The sequence below is a fragment of the Hymenobacter perfusus genome, from assembly GCF_003944765.1.
Taxonomy (GTDB): domain Bacteria; phylum Bacteroidota; class Bacteroidia; order Cytophagales; family Hymenobacteraceae; genus Hymenobacter; species Hymenobacter perfusus.
Genome location: NZ_RWIU01000007.1, coordinates 182,610 through 201,607, shown reverse-complemented (window position 1 = coordinate 201,607; position 18,998 = coordinate 182,610). Strand labels below are relative to the sequence as shown.

At 61.2% G+C, this 18,998-nt stretch carries 18 protein-coding genes; 8 read left to right on the top strand and 10 right to left on the bottom strand.

Features of this window, described 5'->3' with window-relative positions; translation table 11 throughout:
- Positions 1-101: 101 nt before the first annotated feature.
- The 4 genes from EI293_RS18615 to EI293_RS18600 form a co-directional block, all read right to left on the bottom strand.
- Entirely contained in the window at positions 102-599 is a 498-nt protein-coding gene (locus EI293_RS18615) for a hypothetical protein (RefSeq protein WP_125440055.1), read from the bottom strand.
- A gap of 41 nt (positions 600-640) precedes the next feature.
- A complete protein-coding gene (locus tag EI293_RS18610) occupies positions 641-1,132 on the bottom strand; it encodes a hypothetical protein (protein WP_125440054.1) in 492 nt (163 codons plus the stop codon).
- A gap of 22 nt (positions 1,133-1,154) precedes the next feature.
- Positions 1,155-1,700 carry a hypothetical protein gene (locus EI293_RS18605; protein ID WP_125440053.1) on the bottom strand — a complete coding sequence of 182 codons (546 nt, stop codon included), beginning with the start codon at positions 1,698-1,700 and terminating at the stop codon, positions 1,155-1,157.
- Between the two features lie 355 nt (positions 1,701-2,055).
- Positions 2,056-3,960, bottom strand: coding sequence for a BamA/TamA family outer membrane protein (locus EI293_RS18600; protein ID WP_125440052.1), 1,905 nt, complete (start codon positions 3,958-3,960; stop codon positions 2,056-2,058).
- A 246-nt stretch (positions 3,961-4,206) separates the two neighbouring features.
- Between EI293_RS18600 and EI293_RS18595 the strand changes: the two genes are divergently transcribed.
- The 5 genes from EI293_RS18595 (at position 4,207) to EI293_RS18575 (ending at position 8,254) form a co-directional block, all read left to right on the top strand.
- A complete protein-coding gene (locus EI293_RS18595; RefSeq protein WP_125440051.1) occupies positions 4,207-5,475 on the top strand; it encodes a putative DNA modification/repair radical SAM protein in 1,269 nt (422 codons plus the stop codon).
- 90 nt (positions 5,476-5,565) lie between these two features.
- Positions 5,566-5,751, top strand: a complete 186-nt coding sequence (locus EI293_RS18590; protein WP_125440050.1) for a hypothetical protein — start codon at positions 5,566-5,568, stop codon at positions 5,749-5,751.
- 253 nt (positions 5,752-6,004) lie between these two features.
- On the top strand, positions 6,005-6,946 hold the full coding sequence (locus EI293_RS18585) for a TIGR03915 family putative DNA repair protein (RefSeq protein ID WP_125440049.1): 942 nt from the start codon (positions 6,005-6,007) through the stop codon (positions 6,944-6,946).
- Between the two features lie 94 nt (positions 6,947-7,040).
- Positions 7,041-7,901 carry a dTDP-4-dehydrorhamnose reductase gene (rfbD, locus tag EI293_RS18580; RefSeq protein ID WP_125440048.1) on the top strand — a complete coding sequence of 287 codons (861 nt, stop codon included), beginning with the start codon at positions 7,041-7,043 and terminating at the stop codon, positions 7,899-7,901.
- Positions 7,902-7,918: 17 nt separating this feature from the next.
- Positions 7,919-8,254, top strand: a complete 336-nt coding sequence (locus EI293_RS18575; protein WP_125440047.1) for a DUF7668 domain-containing protein — start codon at positions 7,919-7,921, stop codon at positions 8,252-8,254.
- Between the two features lie 101 nt (positions 8,255-8,355).
- Here the strand turns inward: EI293_RS18575 and EI293_RS18570 are convergent, their stop codons facing one another.
- A complete protein-coding gene (locus EI293_RS18570; protein WP_246010730.1) occupies positions 8,356-9,588 on the bottom strand; it encodes an MFS transporter in 1,233 nt (410 codons plus the stop codon).
- A gap of 382 nt (positions 9,589-9,970) precedes the next feature.
- Positions 9,971-10,891: an AraC family transcriptional regulator gene (locus EI293_RS18565; protein WP_125440046.1), complete on the bottom strand. Its 921-nt coding sequence runs from the start codon at positions 10,889-10,891 to the stop codon at positions 9,971-9,973.
- A 274-nt stretch (positions 10,892-11,165) separates the two neighbouring features.
- Between EI293_RS18565 and EI293_RS18560 the strand changes: the two genes are divergently transcribed.
- Positions 11,166-12,692, top strand: a complete 1,527-nt coding sequence (locus EI293_RS18560; RefSeq protein ID WP_125440045.1) for an aldehyde dehydrogenase family protein — start codon at positions 11,166-11,168, stop codon at positions 12,690-12,692.
- A gap of 99 nt (positions 12,693-12,791) precedes the next feature.
- Complete coding sequence (locus tag EI293_RS18555) at positions 12,792-13,199, top strand: DUF779 domain-containing protein (protein WP_125440044.1); 408 nt, start codon at positions 12,792-12,794, stop codon at positions 13,197-13,199.
- Positions 13,200-13,276: 77 nt separating this feature from the next.
- Here EI293_RS18555 and EI293_RS18550 read toward each other — a convergent pair whose 3' ends face one another.
- Both EI293_RS18550 and EI293_RS18545 read right to left on the bottom strand, forming a co-directional pair.
- Complete coding sequence (locus tag EI293_RS18550; RefSeq protein WP_125440043.1) at positions 13,277-13,744, bottom strand: nuclear transport factor 2 family protein; 468 nt, start codon at positions 13,742-13,744, stop codon at positions 13,277-13,279.
- Positions 13,745-13,841: 97 nt separating this feature from the next.
- Positions 13,842-14,354, bottom strand: a complete 513-nt coding sequence (locus EI293_RS18545) for a glycine zipper 2TM domain-containing protein (protein WP_125440042.1) — start codon at positions 14,352-14,354, stop codon at positions 13,842-13,844.
- A gap of 304 nt (positions 14,355-14,658) precedes the next feature.
- Between EI293_RS18545 and EI293_RS18540 the strand changes: the two genes are divergently transcribed.
- Positions 14,659-14,859, top strand: coding sequence for a hypothetical protein (locus tag EI293_RS18540; RefSeq protein ID WP_125440041.1), 201 nt, complete (start codon positions 14,659-14,661; stop codon positions 14,857-14,859).
- Here the strand turns inward: EI293_RS18540 and EI293_RS18535 are convergent.
- Both EI293_RS18535 and EI293_RS18530 read right to left on the bottom strand, forming a co-directional pair.
- The gene (locus tag EI293_RS18535; RefSeq protein ID WP_125440040.1) at positions 14,856-15,725 is read right to left on the bottom strand and encodes an alpha/beta hydrolase; all 870 of its coding nucleotides are present in this window, start codon (positions 15,723-15,725) and stop codon (positions 14,856-14,858) included. The genes EI293_RS18540 and EI293_RS18535 overlap by 4 nt on opposite strands.
- A gap of 85 nt (positions 15,726-15,810) precedes the next feature.
- Positions 15,811-18,879 carry a DUF6493 family protein gene (locus EI293_RS18530; RefSeq protein ID WP_125440039.1) on the bottom strand — a complete coding sequence of 1,023 codons (3,069 nt, stop codon included), beginning with the start codon at positions 18,877-18,879 and terminating at the stop codon, positions 15,811-15,813.
- Positions 18,880-18,998: the final 119 nt, after the last annotated feature.

Genomic DNA, 18,998 nt, shown 5'->3' with positions numbered 1-18,998 from the left:
CTAAACGCGTGTTTGGGAAGTGAAAAGAACGTCATGCTGAGCTTGTCGAAGCATGACGTTCTTTTCACTTCTCAAACACGCACTAAGCGGTTTCGGGGTGGCTACGAGTTCGGGGTTGGGATTGGAAGCTTACCCGGTTTGCGGACGGTGCTCTGCTCGAAGCGGGTTTTGAGCACGTTTAGGGCATCGGGGGCACCGGCCACGCCCTGACGGGCGGCGTGCTGCACCGAGTTGTAGAAGGCCAGGGCCGTCACGTAGGCCTCGCTGCCCAGCTTGATGTTGGTGCTGGTGAGGCCGCTGAGCAGGGGCTGGAGACGGCGGGCCACCCGTTGCAGCTGTTGCCAGGCCACCAGATCGAGGCGCAGGCCGGCAATATCCACGTAGCCGGGGGCAAACTGCGGCTGCTGCTCGGCCAGTTCCAGGGCCTGCTGAATGAAGGGCAGAGAGGCGTCGCTGGCCTTGGGCAGGCGCTTCACGTCGGGGGCGGTGAGGGTAATGAGCACGGGGGCCAGAGCGGCCTCCAGGGCATCGAGGGCGGCGGTAATGCTTTGCAGCTCGGCGTCGGAGAGCTGGATGCGGAGGTTGTCGGCGGTAGCCATAAGTAGAAGAGAATTGGGGGAAAAGGTGGGAAATAAGAAAATCAGACTGTTTTGCGTGTGAGACAGGGCGACTGCGCCCGGCCGGCTACGTCGAAGAGGGCACCTTCTTCCCCGTCGGGCTGGCTGAACATATTGCGTTGCACGGCCAGCGTATCGAGCAGGTTGAAGCGGTGGTGTAGCACCCCGATGGGTACCACGCCCGCCTGCCGGTGTTGGGCGGCGCGGGCCCGCAACGTGGTGGCGGAGCCCAGGGTTACGGCTCGGTACGAGGCGTACCATAATTCCTGATGGGCTTGAACAAAATGCTCGAACCGCGTAGTGTCGGTAGTTGTCTGGCCGAACTGATCGAGGCGGGCCAGCGGAAATACCCGGTCGTAGAGGATGCCGGAGGGCACGGCGCTTTTGTCGAGGGCGGCCGTCAGGCTATCGATGGTGGCGGTATAGTGGGGGCGGGCGGGTAGCTGTTGGGCGCGCACAAGGGTGGGTAACAGGGCGCAGCAAAGCAGCACCCAGAGGCGATAAACGTGAGCCATAAAAGGGAGAGCGTAAAAAGCGTTAAAAAGTATAATCGAATCGGCCTTGGGTAAGCTGGTGGGTTTGGGGGCTGGTTTCCTCCTGCACCGTGAGGTCGAAGGTGCCACTGACTACCCGCGCCACCGTGTCAAAGCGGGTCACCGTCAGGCTGCCCGTCGCTGTGGGGCCGGTGTAAAAAAGCCGAGGAATAGTTAGGCTTTTCGTCATGGCGAACATACCGTAGGTAGGATTCCGATAGCCAAGAATTGGGCTGACTTGTTGGTTGCACACAAAGACACCGCTACGTTGGATATGGGGTATGAAGAGTTGAGTTATGGTCAAATCAGAATCACGGCTGAACCTTATGGTCATCGACCTACCAACCACTGTGCGTTGCCAGGAAGCTGACACCGGACCACCTTTACTAAGCAGCTTGCCCGCTTCCGGCAGCCAGGCTTTGCCATCGAGCAGGAAGCCGGCGGTGTTCTTGCCTTTCTGGGTGGCATCAGGCAGCTTGTCCAGCTCGGTTTCTTTCTTGCAGGCGGCCAGCGTGAGCAGCAGCAGCCAGGGAATGGAGGAGGCTTTCATGGGGGTAGGGGAAATGGTAGGAGAGGAAAAAGCGGCGCATAAAAAAAGCTCCGACCACGCAGCAGCCCCTACGCTTAAAAAGCGGTGGAATCTGAGGCGTAATAAGAGCAAGCGGTGTGGGTAGGAAGTGCCCGGCGCGATACTGGATAAATGCGGGCGGTAGCAATAACTGCGGTAAGAATACGCAGAACAAGTTAAAAAACAAGTCGTCCGCTCAAACCAACATTCGCGAAAATCGGACGCTGGAATTCATTGGAATCAAGTAGGGAAAGGTAATAAAATGCAGCAGGCAGGCGCGTAAGGCCACTGCCGGGGCGGCTTTTTCCGACTTTCTGGGCGGCTCAGGCTTATAACCCTACCGATACTGAATAATCCCCGGCTGGCCGAAGCTGAAATCGGAGAAGTCGTAGTAGGCGCGGGAGTTTTCGAAGATGCGGATGCCGTTGGGTGAGGTCATGCCGCGCGGGTAGAAGCCGAAGGTAATCTGGAAGGTGCGCAGGGCGGCGTATTCGTTGCGGAAGCGCAGGCCTAGGCCGAAGCCGGTGTACGGCGCCTCGTGGAAGGGCAGCACGCGGTTGAGGGTGCGAGCATTCAGCCAGGCTACATCGGCAAAGGCCACGGCCGCCATCCGGAAGCCCAGAAACGAGACGGGTGTAAACACGGTAGCCTCGTAGTTGAGCGTCACGCGGCTGGTGCCCGTGAGCAGGCCGTTGGGCTGGAAGCCGCGCAGGCCCCGCTCGCCCTCAATGCCCAGCGGCTGCTCGCCGGGCCGGCGGTTGAGGCCCAGGTTGTTGCGCTGCCACAGAAAATGCCGCCACTGGTAGTTGCCGGTGTGGTAAAGGCGCGTGAAGTAGAGCACTTCCCCGCTCACCAAGCCCTGCTGCCAGTCGTTGCCGCGCCCGCGCAGGTAGGAGCCGAACTCGCCGTTCAGGTACAGGTAGCCGCGCTGGGGGTGGTAGCCGGCGTAGGCCAGCCGCAGTCCGTAGTACCGGCGGTTTTCCAGCTCGTTGAACTCGTAGCCGGTAGTGAGGCTGGCCAGCGTGCCCGTCGGAATGTCCTCGGTGCGCCCGAAGCCGAACAGGTACTTATCCTTATAATACCGCCGCACGCTGTACCCGAAAGTGCCCAGCAGCAGGCTGGCGTTCTGGTAGTCGGTAGTGGGCTTCCGGTCGTAGCTGGTCCGGATGACGCGGCCCGCAACAATCATGCGACCGGGGCTTTCGTAGCCCAGGTCGTAGCTTTTGGGGCGCAAAGCGCGGCCCAGCCAGGCATCCTGCACGTTGTAGCGCAGGTCGCGGAAAATATACGGGTCTTCCGCGCCGCCGCTGCCCGCAATAGCCACCAGCCGGTCCGCGTAATCGTAGCTCAGGGCCCCGGCGTAGCGGGTGTTGATGGAGTAAAAGTCGCGGCTCAGGCGCACGTTGGCTTCCCGGTTGCGGGTTTCCTCCCGGTAGCGGGCCTGCCCGTAGAAAAAGCTGCGGAACGGCACCAGGTAGCTGCCGTCGTAGCGGAAGGGCCGGGCCCCGGGGCCTTCGTCGCGGCGGCCGTACTCCAGGCGGTTGCGCAGCTGATGACCCAGGCCCAGGAAGTTCACGTCGCGCAGCCCGATTACGCCCGCCTGCACGTCGCGCAGCTGAAACGAGCCGCTGATGCTGAAAATATCCTTGGTAATCACCTGCACGTCCACGCTGTCGGGGGTACTGGTGCGCTCATTCACGAACACACGCGCATCCAGCAGCTCCGCCGTCTGGCGCAGCAGCCGCTCCGATTCGGCCAACGCCTGCGGCTCCAGCTCCTCGCCTTCCTCAAACAGCAGCACCTGCCGCACCCGGGCCTTGGTGGTCTTGAGGTGAAACGTGTTGCCGGCCTTCTCCAGAATATTGCGCGGCACCCGCATCGAGTCGGAAATGCTGAACCCAAACGCATCCAGCGTCCGGATGTTGATGCGCCGCACGATTTTGTAGTTGTGGCGGTCGAACTGCCGGTCCAGCAGCGTGGCATCCAGGCCGGCCTGGTCCTCGCGCCGCTCCGTGAAGTTGAACAGGGCCGAGGCGGCCTTGCCGGCAATGGTTTTGCGCTTGGTGTACGCCTTCAACCCTTTCAGCATCCGCTCCTGATCGAAGCGGCGGCGCAGGGAATCGGGCCGGACCCCGGCCGTGCGGACGGTATCGGGCAGGGAAGCGCGCGGGGTCTGGGCGGTGGCCGGGGCCACGCCGCTCAACCACCACAGCAATCCGCCAAACCACCACAGATACTTCATACGAACAGACCGGCCAAGGCAGGCAAGTTACAACGCAGCGGGAGCATTTGCTGGTTTCCATTGGGTTCCCGCTCGTGGTCTGATTCGGTTGGTGCGCCGGGTACGGTATCCTGTTCCGTTAGCAATGCCCCGGCTGCAAACCACCGATTATAAGTTGCCACGCGGGAACAATTCTAAAAAAATTAGTCTTATAATCTGTTGTCTTTTGAAGTGTAAGCTTCTATTTTTAAGCCGAGAAAGCCGCATATGAACGACCAGCGCATCCAGGAGAAGCTAAGTATTTTGGCAGATGCCGCGAAGTACGATGTATCGTGCTCCAGCAGCGGCGGTAAGCGCAAAAACGAGGGTAAAGGCCTGGGCAACGCCGAGGGCATGGGCATCTGCCACAGCTACACCGAGGATGGCCGTTGCGTATCGTTGCTCAAGATCCTGCTCACCAACCACTGCATTTTCGACTGTGCCTACTGTGTTTCGCGCCGCAGCAACGACGTGAAGCGCGCCGCCTTCACCGTGGATGAGGTGGTGGACCTGACCATGAACTTTTACCGCCGCAACTACATCGAGGGGCTGTTTCTGAGCAGCGGCATTTTCTCCTCGCCCGACTACACCATGGAGCGGCTGGTGCGCATCGTGAAAAAGCTGCGCACTGAGCACCGCTTCAACGGTTATATTCACGTGAAGGCCATTCCGGGTGCCTCGGAGGAGCTGATTCAGGAAGCCGGCCTGTACGCCGACCGTCTGAGCGTGAACATCGAGCTGCCCTCGGAAATGGCGCTGCAAAACCTGGCGCCCGAGAAAAATTACGAGGAGATTCTGACCCCGATGGCCCAGATCCGGGACGGCATTATTCAGAATAAGGAAGAAAAGGCGCTGTTTAAGAAAGTACCGCAGTTTGCCACCGCCGGCCAAAGCACCCAGCTCATCGTGGGCGCTTCCCAGGAAAACGACCTGCAAATTATCAACCTGAGCGACTCCTTGTATAAAGGCTACGGCCTCAAGCGGGTGTACTACTCCGGCTACATCCCTATTACCGACGACGCCCGCCTGCCCCAGGTCACGCAGCCGCCCCTCATCCGGGAGCACCGCCTCTACCAGACCGACTGGCTGATGCGTTTCTACGGCTTCCAGGCCGATGAAATCCTGGACCCCGCGCACCCCTTCCTCGACCTCGAAATTGACCCCAAGCTGGCCTGGGCGCTGCGCAACCGCCACGTCTTCCCGGTAGATGTCAACGTGGCCGATTACGAGATGATTCTGCGCATTCCCGGCGTGGGCGCACGTTCGGCTAAGCGCATCGTGGCCGCCCGCCGCTTCGGGCCGCTCAACCTCGACCATCTGCACAAGTTCGGGGTGGTACTCAAGCGGGCCAAGTTTTTCCTCACCTGCCGCGGCCAGGCCCTGGAGAAGCGCGACTACGATGAGCAGACCATCCGCCGCCAGATTCTGTTCGGGGCCGGTTCCGTCCGCTCCGCTTTGGTTACCCAACAGTTAGATCTTTTTGCTCAAGCCTCCTGAAACTGGTTTTTGGTTAGTGGTTCTTGGTAGCAAGCCGAACCCATAACAAAAAACCACCAACCAAAAACCAAGAACTAACCCGCCATGACCGTGTCCCATCGCGCTGCCGCCGCGTCGGCTTCTTCCGCCGCCGTTTCCCATCCGTCGCCCCTGAAAGTTGCTCGTGTGGCCTGCTGCTGCAAGCTGTCCGACCTGTTGCCAATGGTTCAGCAGATGCACCGGGAGGTGGCGCGCCGGTCGGTAAGCAAAGCGGCCCAGGCATCGGAAGCTGCCTGAAACATAGCAGCACGTCATTCCGAGCTTGCCGAGGAATCTCGCGTGCTGATGTTGTAGTGGTAACCAAACCTCGGAACAGTAGCCCGACGAGAGGAGCTACCTCACGCGGCTGACCGTGTTTCACTAGCCCCGGCTTTACGCTCCGAAGCTCTGGAGTCATGGTCGTTGGAAGAGTTTGGTAACGCCAGTATGCGTCATTCCTCGGCAAGCTCGGAATGACGTTGCAGGGGTTCTTCGCAAAATAGTTTTACGCATGGCCGTATCCCGTTTTTCCGCGTCAGCCTCACCGGCTACTGGTACCCCGGCCGCCCGCCGCCCGGTCCCTCAACTCACCAATCAGCCCCTCGATTATGCCTACGACGGGACCTTCGAAGGGCTGTTGACGGTGCTGTTTGCGGTGTACGACCGAAAGGCGGCTCCTAACAGCATCCAGCCGCTGGGCGCAGTGCAGGGCGGCTTGTTTGCCCAGCCGGTGGAAATCAGCACCGACGAGGCCACGGCCGCCCGGGTGTGGAAGGGCCTGTTGCAGTACATGGACAAGGACGCGCGCACCCGGCTATTTCACACGTTTCTGAGCGAGCAGCCCGACCGGGAACTGATCATTTTCCGCTACGCCGACCTGTCCATGCGCGCTGGCCGCGACATTTCGGAGCACTATGCCGATGACAACGTGCGCCGGGTGCAGCGCCTGGCCCAGCAGATGTACCGCGAGAAGCACCGCATGGAAGCCTTCGTGCGCTTCGAGAAAACCCAGGATGGCCTGTTTCATGCCACCATCGAGCCGGATTTCGACGTGCTGCCGCTTATTGCCGCCCATTTCACCAAGCGCTACGCCGACCAGCGCTGGCTGATATATGACCGGCGCCGCCACTATGGCCTCTACTACGATTTGCACCGCACCGACATCGTGCAGTTTGACGCCGATACTACGCCCCAGCGCAGCACGGCAGTTTCGGCCACGGTGCTGGATGAGCGGGAGCCGCTGTTTCAGGTGCTCTGGCAAGCGTATTTCGACCACGTGAACATTCCGGAGCGCAAAAACCTGAAGCTGCACCGCCGCCACATGCCGTTGCGCTACTGGAAGTACCTGAGCGAAAAACAGCCCCGCGTCCAACCTTTCCAGCCCATCCAGAACAAGCGCCCCGTGCAGCCCGGCGGCCCCGCGCTGGGGGCAACTTCAGCCGAAACGCAGTAGGAGGGAGGCAGGAAAGCCGTAATTTGCGGCCGTATTGTCCTTGATCTGTCATTCTGAGCTTGCCCAGGATGGCAAACGCCTTATTCCTCACTGTATGAGTTCGAGCATTCTTGTTTTCGGTGGTAGCGGCCAGTTGGGCCAGTGCCTGCAACAGGTAGCGCAGCAGCGCGGTATCACCGACATCGTGTTTCTGCCCGAGCAGCAGGCCAACATCCTCAATACTGAGACGCTGCGGGCGGTTTTTGCCGAGTACCAGCCGGCCTACATCATCAACTGCGCCGCCTACACGGCCGTGGACAAGGCCGAGGACGAGGTAGATATTGCCCGCAAGGTGAACCGGGACGGCGTGGAAAACCTGGCCCGCCTCTGCGGCGAGTTCAACACCACGCTGCTGCACGTATCCACCGATTTCGTGTTTGCCGGTACCGGCAACCAGCCGCTCACCGAAACTGACGCGGCCGAGCCCATCAGCGTGTACGGCCTCACCAAGCTGGAAGGCGAGCAGGTAATTCCGCCGCACACCAGCCAGTATTTCATTCTGCGCACCAGCTGGCTTTACTCTGAGTACGCCAACAACTTCGTGAAAACGATGCTGCGCTTCGGCAAGGAGCGGGAGGAAATGCGCGTCATCTGGGACCAGCTGGGCACGCCCACCTATGCCATTGATCTGGCCGGGGCGCTGCTGCACATCATCCAGACGGGCAGCACCGAATACGGCATCTACCACTACAGCAACGAGGGCGTGACCTCCTGGTACGATTTTGCGGTGACCATTTTCGAGCTGGGCGGCCTGCCCACCCGCACGGTGCCCATCCGCACCGCCGAATACCCCACCAAAGCCACCCGCCCCACCTTCTCGGTGATGGACAAAACCAAAGCCAAAACCGCCCTGGGTCTCGCCATTCCACACTGGCGTGAAAGCCTGAAAGTGTGCATGGGGCGGCTGGCGGAGTAGAACGGTCTTTTGGACAGATGCAGCCAATTGATTTTACGTTTCCTGTTAAACGCTTTGTTGATCTACTGTTAGCGGAAAACTACCAGGCTGTTATCGAACAGAGTTTCCACAAGGACCGATTGCAGGCAGTAGATATTGAAGAGGCAATTCGTTTATTTCCCGGCTGCCTGACAGCTCCACCTATTTCTGCTTACGAAACATTAGATGTATATAAGTACGATAACGGGAGTGGTTATATGTTGGAATTCTTTCTTTGGATTGACCAAGAGCAAAGTGATTTGATCATTACCATCGATGCTATTTGGTCTGATAATGAATTGCATTATAGCTTCTGGAATATATATGGTACTTAAGCAGTACTTGTGATATTTTTATTGAATAGGACCACTTGTGCAGAACTATGAATAGTGTGAGCATTCAGATAGATACAGATGTGATGTATCTATCTGAATGCTCACTCGCCTATTATCGTATTATCTCTCTGCCGCCCATAAAACCGATTCGCCAGATACGCCAGCGCCACCAGACCCAAGCCCACGGCGCAGACGCCGGTCCACTGGAAATGGTCCCAGGCGAGGCCGCCGAGGAAGGAGCCGGCGGAGGCCCCGATAAAGCAGGCCGTCATGTACACGGTGTTCAGGCGGCTGCGGGCTTCAGGGCGGAGGCTGAAAATGCGCGTCTGGTTGGAAATGTGGGTCATCTGCTGGCCCACATCCAGCACCACCACCCCGGCAATGAGCCCCAGCAAATAAGTGCCGCCGAAACCCAGCAGCACGTAGGCCCCCAGGAACAGCAGAATCCCCAGGTTCAGGGCGTAATCGGCCCCCTTCCGGTCGGCTGATTTGCCGGCGAAGGACGCGGCAAAGGCCCCTGTGGCCCCAATGAGGCCGAACAAACCGGCCACTTCGGCTCCGTAACGGTAGGCGGGGCTTTCCAGGAAGAACACCAGCGTGGTCCAGAACGCGCTGAAGCCCCCGAACATGCACGCCCCCACCAGGGCCGAGCGGCGCAGCACCGGCAGCTCCCGCACCAGCGTGCCCAACGAGCGGAGCAGGCTGCCGTAGCTGCCCGCGTACTGCGGCTGGTTGCGTGGCAGCATCCGGGCCAGTACGGCGGTGAGTACCACCATCACGCCCGCGCCCACCCAGAACATGGTGCGCCACCCGAACTGTGACCCCACGTAGCCGCTGATGGTACGGGATAGTAGCACGCCAATCAGCAGGCCGCTCATCACCTTGCCCACTACCTGGCCCCGTTCTTCGTCGCCGGCCAAAGAGGCGGCCATGGGAATGAGCAGCTGCGGCACCGCCGAAAACAGCCCGATGAGCAGGCTGGCCGCCGCCAGCATCCCGAAAGAAGGAGCCAGCGCAGCCCCGCCCAGGCACGCGGCCGAGCACAGCAATAGCCCCAGGGTGAGGCTTTTTCGTTCCCGCTTGTCGCCCAGCGGCACCACCAGCAGCAGGCCTAGCGTATAGCCCACCTGCGTAACGGTAGCTACCAGACTGGCCCGGCTTTCCGACAGCCCAAACGTGCGCCCGATTTCGGCCAGCAGCGGCTGGTTGTAATAAATGTTGGCCACCACCAACCCGCAGGTTACGGCCATCAGCCACACCAGCCCGGGGGCCATGCGGGCCGGGACTTTAGGTGCCGCAGCTACCGGCTGCGCCCCTCCACTCAATTCTCTCATGAAAGCAAAAGCCGCCGGACAAAACGTGCGGCGGCATGAAGTACGAACAGCAGAAACCGATAAACCCGCCAGAAGGTTACGCCGGTAGTGAGTGAGTCGTTTAAAGTGGTGATGCAATGAAGAGCTTCGTTCTTCATCTGGCGTCCGCGCAGCCGAAGCATCTCTACCGCTTCGTTGTAATGCCAGAACGGTTCCTCAAGCGGTGTGCGTGGGATGTAGAGACGCGAAGTGTCGCGTCTTTACATCGTTCAGGAAGCCATTGTGAATGATTAGCCAGCGGTAGAGATGCTCCGGCTTCGCGGACGCCAGATGAAGCATGATGCTCTTTTGCACTCTCATACCCTCATACCCTCATACCCTCACACCCCAGAGTAGCCCCAGACTACCCCAGCAGCTGCCGTTTGTACATGCCGGGGGTCACGCCTTCGTATTGCTTAAAGAGCTTCTGGAAGTACGCCGTGTTGTTGAAGCCGGCCCGGAAGCAGACGTCGGCTACTTTGCTGAGGGGGTTGCGCAGCAGGCGCTTGGCTTCGGCAATGCGCTCCTGAATGATGAATTCTACGGGCGTCAGGCCCAGCTCGCGCTTGAATACGCGGAAGAACGTGGCTTTGCTCATACAGGCTAGCTCCGAGAGCTTCTCCACGGTAATCTGCTCGGTGAGGTGCTGCTTGATGTACTGCACCACCGCCGCAAAGCGGTGCGAAGTGGCGTGCTGCTGGTAATTGTGGAACAGCAGCTGCCGGGCCTGGGTCTGCATCAGGCGCACCAGCATTTCCTGAATGGTGAAGCCGGCCAATACGTCTTTCACCCGGCCGGTGTCGCGGGAGAGCTGCACGAGGCGCTCCAGGGTGCTGGTGAGTTCGGGCGTGTTCTGGAAGTGGGCGTGGTCGAGGGTATCGAGATGCCAGGGCAGGTGGGCTTCGGCGCGAGGCTGCTCCTCGTTGAGCAAATCCACGGTCTGGCGGATGGTATCGGTGGGGATGGCCACGGCCAGGCACTGGGTCGGGTGCTGCTCGTCGGCCTCGGGGAAGTCGATGACCATGGTTTCGTTTTCGCCCACAATCACCGACTCGCCGGGCAGATACTCGAAGGCTGGCTGCCCGGACAGGTGCATCACTTTTTTGCCCCGCAGCATGGTGGTAAGCACCACATGGCCCATATTCAGCGGTACCTGGTGGGCGGTCTGGTGGGTTTCGAACACGTTCAGCTCAAAGGCATCCAGGGCGTACACCGTGCGGTTTTCGACCAGCGTGGTCAGCTGTTGAGGCGGGCGCAGGGCAACGGGAGCGGGCAGATGCGGCATAAGCGGAGAAGCACGTGGCGCCGGTGCCCGCAAGGGCCGCCGACGGGTGGGAGGAACAGCTAAAGCTAAAAACCGGCGGAGGAAAATTCAACCTCCGGCCCGTCTGGTGACATGGCTACAACCCGCTGAGCTAGGGCAGAGTTGCAGCAAAAGGTGAGTGAGTGTTTACTTTTTGCGAGAATAAGTGGCTTTTATTGCGACGATAAGATACCTGTTTCGTGGCAATCAGCCTCTAGCTTGTGGTATCGGATTAACCCACTAATTCTACTCCCGAATGGAAACGCTCGAAAAACCCACCACGCTCGTCGAACGCCCCAAATTCAAATCCCACTACGATAACTTCATCGGGGGCAAATGGGTAGCCCCGGTAAAAGGCCAGTACTTCGAGAATATTTCGCCCATCGACGGGCAGGCATTCTGCAAAGTAGCCCGCAGCTCGAAGGAAGACATCGACCTGGCCCTCGACGCGGCCCACGAAGCCTTTAAAACCTGGAAAAAAACCTCGGCCACGGAGCGCAGCAACATGCTGCTCAAAATTGCCGACATCATCGAGCAGAACCTCCCGCACCTGGCCGCCGTGGAGTGCGTGGAAAACGGCAAGCCCATCCGCGAAACCACCCTGGCCGACCTGCCGCTGTGCGTGGACCATTTCCGCTACTTCGCCAGCGTCATTCGGGCTGAGGAAGGCTCGGCCACCGAGCTGAACGCCACTACCTTGTCGCTCAATATTCAGGAGCCGCTGGGCGTGGTGGGCCAGATTATTCCCTGGAACTTCCCGCTGCTGATGGCTACCTGGAAGCTGGCCCCGGCCCTGGCCGCCGGCTGCTGCGTGGTGATGAAGCCCGCCGAGCAGACGCCCGCCTCCATTATGGTTCTCATGGAACTGATTCAGGATGTGCTGCCCGGCGGCGTGCTTAACGTGGTGAACGGCTTTGGGCTGGAAGCCGGCAAGCCGCTGGCCTCGTCGCCACGCATTCAGAAGGCCTCCTTCACCGGCGAAACCACCACGGGCCGCCTGATTATGCAGTACGCCGCCGAAAACCTGATTCCGGTGACAATGGAGCTGGGCGGCAAGTCGCCGAACATCTTCTTCAAATCGGTGATGGATGCCGATGACGACTTCCTCGACAAAGCTCTGGAAGGCGCGGCCATGTTTGCCTTGAACCAGGGTGAAATCTGCACCTGCCCCTCGCGCATGCTGGTGCAGGAGGACATCTACGACGAGTTCATCGAGCGGGTAATTGCCCGCGTGAAGGCCATCAAGCTGGGCAACCCGCTCGATATGGAAACCATGATGGGCGCCCAGGCCAGTAATGACCAGTTCGAGAAAATCCTGAGCTACCTGGAAATAGGGAAGGCCGAAGGGGCGGAGGTGCTCTGCGGCGGTGAGGCCTACTCGCAGCAGGACGGCGCCTTGGCCGAGGGCTACTACATTCAGCCCACCATGTTCCGGGGCCACAACAAGATGCGCATCTTCCAGGAAGAAATCTTCGGGCCGGTGCTGTCAGTAACCACCTTCAAAACGGTGGAAGAAGCCTTGGAAATTGCCAACGACACGCTCTACGGCCTCGGGGCCGGCGTCTGGACCCGCGACGCGCACGAACTGTACGAAGTGCCCCGCGCCATTCAGGCCGGCCGCGTGTGGGTGAACTGCTACCACGATTACCCCGCCGGTGCGCCTTTCGGCGGCTATAAGGCGTCCGGTTTCGGCCGCGAGAACCACAAGATGATGCTCGCGCACTACCGCCAGAACAAGAACATGCTGATTTCTTACAGCCAGCAGAAACTGGGCTTCTTTTAGGCCATATCGCAACTGTGCTAAAATAAGAACGTCATGTCTCATCTGGCAAGCGGATGCCAGATGAGACATGACGTTCTGTTCATTTCAAAAGCCTTGCCCATGCCTACCGAACCCACCGCCCGCGTGCTGGTCACGCCCGCCGCCGAGGCCACCATCGACCTGCTCCGCGACGAGCACGGCCCACTTATGTTTCACCAGAGTGGCGGCTGCTGCGACGGTTCCTCGCCCATGTGCTTTGCCAAGGGCGAATTCCGGGTGGGCACGAACGACGTGTGGCTGGGCCGGATTCACGGCTGCGACTTCTTTATGAGCGCCGCGCAGTTTGCGTACTGGAAGCACACCCAGCTTACGGTGGATGTGGTGAAGGGCCGGGGGGCCAGCTTTTCGCTGGAAATCCCGCTGGGCGTTCGGTTTCTCATTCGCTCCCGCTTGTTCACCGCAGAAGAGGAAGAAAACATGGCGCCGGTGTATGATGGGGAAGAATACCCGCAGGCCACCGAAGCCTGAACCGCTCAAACGCACCACGGCCCCGGCAACTACGCAGTTATCGGGGCCGTGGTATGTTCGGGAAGTGGGAGCCGGAGCTATTTAATCTTCACGGGGAGGCCTTCGAGCTGCACGTAGCTGAGCTTCCAGGCATTTTTCTTGTTCTTCTTCCAGAGCAGAATGAAGTTGCCTTCGCCTTCACCAGCGGGCTGGCCAGGGCCTTCGGGCATTACTTCCGTGGAGAACGTACCGGCCTCGTAGGCCGTGGTTGCATCGGTGCCGGAAGAGGTGGTGTAGAGCTTTAGATCAGCAATGGTGCCCATAGTAGCGCGCACCCACTTGTCGGCTACTTCCGATTTGCCGTTGAAACGCGTGGCGCCCTGAGCGTACTGCACGTCATCGGCCAGCAGCGTATCAAGCTGGGCGGTGTTCTTGGCATTCCAAGCCCCTACGAATTGCTGATTGAGGGTTTGCACGTTGACGGCAGCGGCGGCTTCGTCGGCCTTGGGTGCGGAGCAGGAGGCCAGTAGCGTACCGGCGAGCAGAAAACCAAAAATGGGTTTCATGGAAACAAAAGTTAGGTGAAAGCGGAACAGCACAAAGAAACGAAACAGAAAGCCCAGGCCCGGAGGCCTGGGCTTTGAAGCTACGGCAAATACAGGACTACCAGCTCTTGCGACGTACCTCCGAAGTTGGATACGCCTCGTCGCGGGCACCGTAAGCAGTGTTAGGCAGATAGGCCGAGCTCATGGCCAGCGAGGCAGGAGCCGCGCCGGGAGCCGAGAAGCTGCTCATCATGGCCGGAGCGGCGGGGGCGGCGGCTACTGAGGCGGCGCGGGCAGCGGCCTGGCTACGGCCTTGGGCAATACCGGTGCGGTAAGCGGCGGCGCGGCGGGCCTCAGCCTGACGGGCGGCGGCTACGCGGGCAGCTTCGGCGCGGCGCTTGTTATCGGCGTTGCGGCCGATGGCATAGCCCAGGCCCCCACCGGCGGCACCACCTACGGCACCACCTACCACGCGGTTTTTCTTGTTGATGAGAGCACCAGCGGCGGCACCACCCAGGCCACCAATAATGGCACCTTTGGCACTGGAGCTTACCTTACGGTCCTGGGCGAAGCTGCTGGCGATGGTGGAAAAGAACATCACGAGGGCGAGAAGCAAACTTACCTTTTTCATGTCGAGAGAATGTTAGGTTCAGTGGGCCGGTTGTGTGGTGGCCCTGAACTCAGGTTTACAAGCACCATGCCAATACGGGTGGAAGCGGCTCCGGGTTTAGCTCGGCGGTAGCGTTTCCGGCCCGGCCAGAAGCATGTGGCCGGTTAGGCGAAAATAGCGCTGATTTACTTGTTGCGGACGTTTAAACGGATAGAAGTCGATGGAAGAAAAACTGTTGTTCCGGGTCTCTAAAAGTTTTTTCCTGCCCGGCCTGGGCTTACTGCTTTTACCCGAAAATCCGGGGCCGGAACTCCAGTCGTTTGCTTTGCACACCACTTTGCGGCTTACGCTCCTGCAACCCGACGGGGAGCGGCACACCGCCACTGCCAGCCTGGAAGAACTCACCCGTCCCGGCGAGCCGGCCATCCGCGCCCTGCTGCTCACCCAGGAAGACGCCGAGCCGGTATCGCCCGGCACCGAGGTATGGTGGACGGGCCGGGAAGCTACCTGGGAAGAATTAATTTAGCGCAGCCAGCCGCCGGCCGCCAGCCAGTTGCGCAGGCGGTCCATCCACTGGTCGGGGGTGGTGGGGTTGTGCATGCCGAAGCCGTGGCCACCCCTGGGATACAGGTGCATCTCGGCGGGAACGTGCTGTTGCACGCACGCCTCGTAGAAGCGCAGGCTGTTGCGCACGTCCACCGCCGCATCGTCCTGGGCGTGTATCAGGAAGGCGGGCGGCGTCTGAGGTGTTACGTGCAGTTCGGTAGAAAAATGCTCAATTTGCTCAGTCGTCGGCTTTTCACCGAGGAGGCGGTTGCGGGAGCCCGCGTGCGTGAGGTTATCGGTGAAGCTGATAACCGGATAGAGCAGCACCAGAAAGTCGGGCCGCAGGGAGGTGCCGGCCTGGGTGTCGTCAGTGGCTCCGGTGAACCGGGTGCCGGCCGTGGCCGCCAGGTGGCCGCCCGCCGAGAAGCCCATGAGTCCCACCTGGCCCGGCTGCACCCCAAACCCGGTGGCCCGCTGCCGCACCAGCCGCAATGCCTGCTGCGCATCCAGCAGCGGCACCACCGATTTATCGGTTTGGCTGGCATCATCGGGCAGGCGGTATTTCAGCACAAAGGCCGTAACGCCCCATTCGGTGAGCTGCCGGGCCACGTCGTAACCCTCGTGGTCGATGGCCAGGCGGGCATAGCCGCCGCCGGGACAGATGATGATGGCCGTGCCGTTGGGTCGGGCTGGTCTGAATACGGTAAGCGTGGGCTGCACCACATTGGAAATGCGGAGGCTGCCATTTGCCTGCTGCTCTACTACTTCCGTCACGCTGCTCGGTCGGGATTTGGGGATAAGGCCGGCGTGCAGCGGCAGAACGGGTTGGGTTTGAGAGGAGAGCATGGGTGAAGAAACCAATAAATCCGGAGAGCAAAAGCCTTGGTTCCGGGCAGTCCCGTTTCACCACGCGGCGGGCAGCAGTCCAAAATTACGCGGCGGTGAGGGTAGCCGACGCTTTTTTCAACGTGGCTGAGCTGCTCCAGGTATGCAGCTGTTGCTGCACCACTTCCGGGGCAATGCGGCGGTGGCGGGCCAGCAGGTCGGCGTAGGCTTCGATGAGCTTGCGAGTATTGCGGAGCGGTACGGCAGGCAACTGGGGTAGCAGCGCTTCCAGCAGCTGACGCACGGCATCATCGGTGGGGCCGCTGATGGCGCGGGTTTGCCCCAACGCTTCGGCCAGACGGGCTACGGGCACAAATTCGGCAGCCAGCAACCGGCCCAGCGTAAGGCCCAACGCATCTGCTACCACCCGCTGCTGCGCAATGGCCGCCAGCAGCACCTCCAGCGCCAGGGCCCGGCACGGCGCATCGCCATGCGTGAGGCCCAACGCCAGCAGTAGCGTAGCCGGCTCCGTGAATACCGGCCCGGGATTCAGCAGGGTGGTAAGGGCCGCCTGCAATGCCAACTGACCGGTAGCATCCTTGTCGGCGGTTCGGCCTGCCGTGTGTACTACGTGCCAGAGCAGTGTATCGGGCTGGTTAGGCAGCAAACTGAGCAGAAACGGTAGCTCGGTGCTCAGCGGCCAAAGGGCGTAGCGGTGCCGGCTGTCGGAGGAGGCGTGCAGGGAGTACAGCAGCAGGCCCGAAGGCAGGGGCCGTTGCGGGATGACAACCTGTACTTCCAGCTCCTGCCAGGTGTGCGTGACGGTTGGCTGGGCCTTATTCCAGGTCTGCGCGTACGTGTGCGACTTTTTGGTCAGGGCCCAGGTAGGCTGCCAGGGCTGAGCCAGCCCGGGATAGGTGCCCAACGCCTGCAACGCGGGCAGTTCGGCGTGAAGTTGACGGGTACGAGCGGCCACGGCCCACAGCCAGGGCAGAGCCTCCGTCAGGGCCGGGGCCAGCTCGGCGGCCGGGCGGCGCAGAAACGGAATCAGCTGACTCAGCCGTTCGGTCAGCCGCTTTTCCAGGGGCGGGCGGGTAAAGGAGGGCATCTGCCAGGCCGTGGGCTCCGGCCCCAGAAACGACTGGAGCAGGCGGCGCAACTCGGGGTGGCGGAACAGGGGTAGCAGCCGGCGGGCCTCGGCTACATCGGCGGGGGCGGCTACGGCCGTGCGGGCCAGCGCCAGGGTGAGGTCGGCGGCGTTGGGCTCCTGGCCGGCTTCCTCATAGTCAAGTAGCCGCCGCATCAGCACCGAAGCGGCTACCCAGTGCGGGGCGTGGCTGGGTGTGCTCAGCAGTGGCAACGTACGGCCCTGTTGCAGCGCGGCTTCGGCAGCGGCCAGCCGCTGCTGCTCCAGGTGCAGCAGCGGGTCGGGGCGGCTGTACTGCTGGGGCCGCAGCGGCACCTGCGCCACCAGCAGGCGCGGAAAGCCCAGGTACCAGCTGATGAGTAACGCCAGCAGCAGCTCCCGGCGGCCGTTATTGCTGGCTTCGAAAGCATAGCTGAGCAGGAAAGTCCGGGTTTCTTCCTCCGATTTTCCCTTCAGCTGCCACGGCAACGCCTGCACCAGATACGGGTGCAACTGCCGGGTATAATCGGCGGGGAACTGACCACGCAGGTGCAGCAGCCCATCGAGCCAGCGTTCCACCTCCATCGGCTCGTTCTGCCGCAGTACCTGGCCCGTCAGAAACAGCAGCTCGTGCCAGTCGCGCACCGGCTCTAGGGCCGTTGCGGCCGAAATATCGGGTCCGAAGCCACTGCGGGGCGCGTAGTGTTCGGCTTCAGCAACCAGCCCCTCACTGGCTGGCAGATAGGGAGCCAGTACCAGGCGGGCGGGAGGCGTCAGTAATTCAGTATACAGGCAGAGGTTGGCAGTAAGGTCAGCCGCTTCGGTAGCCGAGAGGAGCGGTTTCCGGGCTCCCAGAATTGTATGCAGCAGGCGGGCGGCGCGCTCCTGCACGGCCGCATCGGCGTTGGCCAGAGCGGTGGTGGCGAGGGTCGCCAGCGCGGGAGCCAAGGCGGGGTCGCGGCGGAGTAGCTTTTCCAGGCCCCCGAGCAGGGTGCGCAGGCCGGCGCGCACGTCCTGGCGCGTCAGCAGACCTTCGGCGTAGAGCAGGAGCGGGGCGGCGGCAAATTCGGGGTGTTGCCACAGGTCTTTTAGCTGTTCGAGGGCGAAGTTCACCACCAGCGGCAGCGGGTGCGCCAGCAGATCCACCAGTTCCGTCTGCCGGGTCAGGCGCTCCTCGGGGGTAGGATGCAGAGCCAGGAACAGCGTCCGGAACCAAGTGAGCAGCGGCCGGCGGAAGTCGCGGCGCAGCGCGAGCAGGCAGCGGTTGAGCAGCTCGGGCCGCACCAGGTGGCTTTGAGTAGCCAAGCTACGGAAGACATCCAGCCAGCGCAGCTCCTGGGGCGGATGCTGCTCCTGCCAGCTCTGCCAGGTGAGGGGCTGGGCCAACCGCCGCCAGTTGCTGGGCATCGGTTGCTGCACCCGCGCCTGAAAGCTGTCCACGGCCGTATCAAAATCGAACACCAGCGGCAGGTCGCGGGTCAGCAGCTTGGGGTCGGCGGCGAGGCGGGCGGTTACCACGGCCAGGGCATCGTTCGGAATGGGATTTTGCTGACTGATTTCCGTGGCCCACTCCTGCAGCAGGGCCGGTACGGAGCCGGCAAACAGCCGGGGCTCATAGGCCAGCAGCTGCCGCCGCTCCAGCTCGCGCAGCAGCTGGTAGGCCGGCCGGCTCCAAGCATTCCGGTCCGACCACTGCCGGAAAAAGTCGCCCAGCCAATCGGGACGAGCATGCTCCACCACGGCCCAGAAGTGAGGCATCTGCGCTGACTCTATGCCCCAGAGTTGAAAGTTGGGGCTCAGGGCTTCCTTTCGCGAGTATGTGTGCAGGCCTGCCAGCTGCAGCATAAACCGCTGCTCGTCGGTGCCGGCCCGGCCCCAGTTTCCATCAGGCTGCTGCCGGAAGTCTTCCAGTTCCCGGCGCAGGCGTTTGGTTTGCTGGCGCACGGCTACCACCTCGGTTTTGGGCAGGTGCAGCAGGAACTCTACCAGCGCGGGCGTGGCCTGGTGGCGAATGATGTACTCGAAAGTCTCAACAACGGAAGCAGACATAGGAAAGGAGCTGGAAAAGAGGCAGTAAAACGACGGAAAGGGCGATAAATAAGGCGCAGAGGGTCCCGGCGGCCCGCCACGAGCCCCCTGTGCAGAGGCCCGGGCCGGTCGGAAATCAA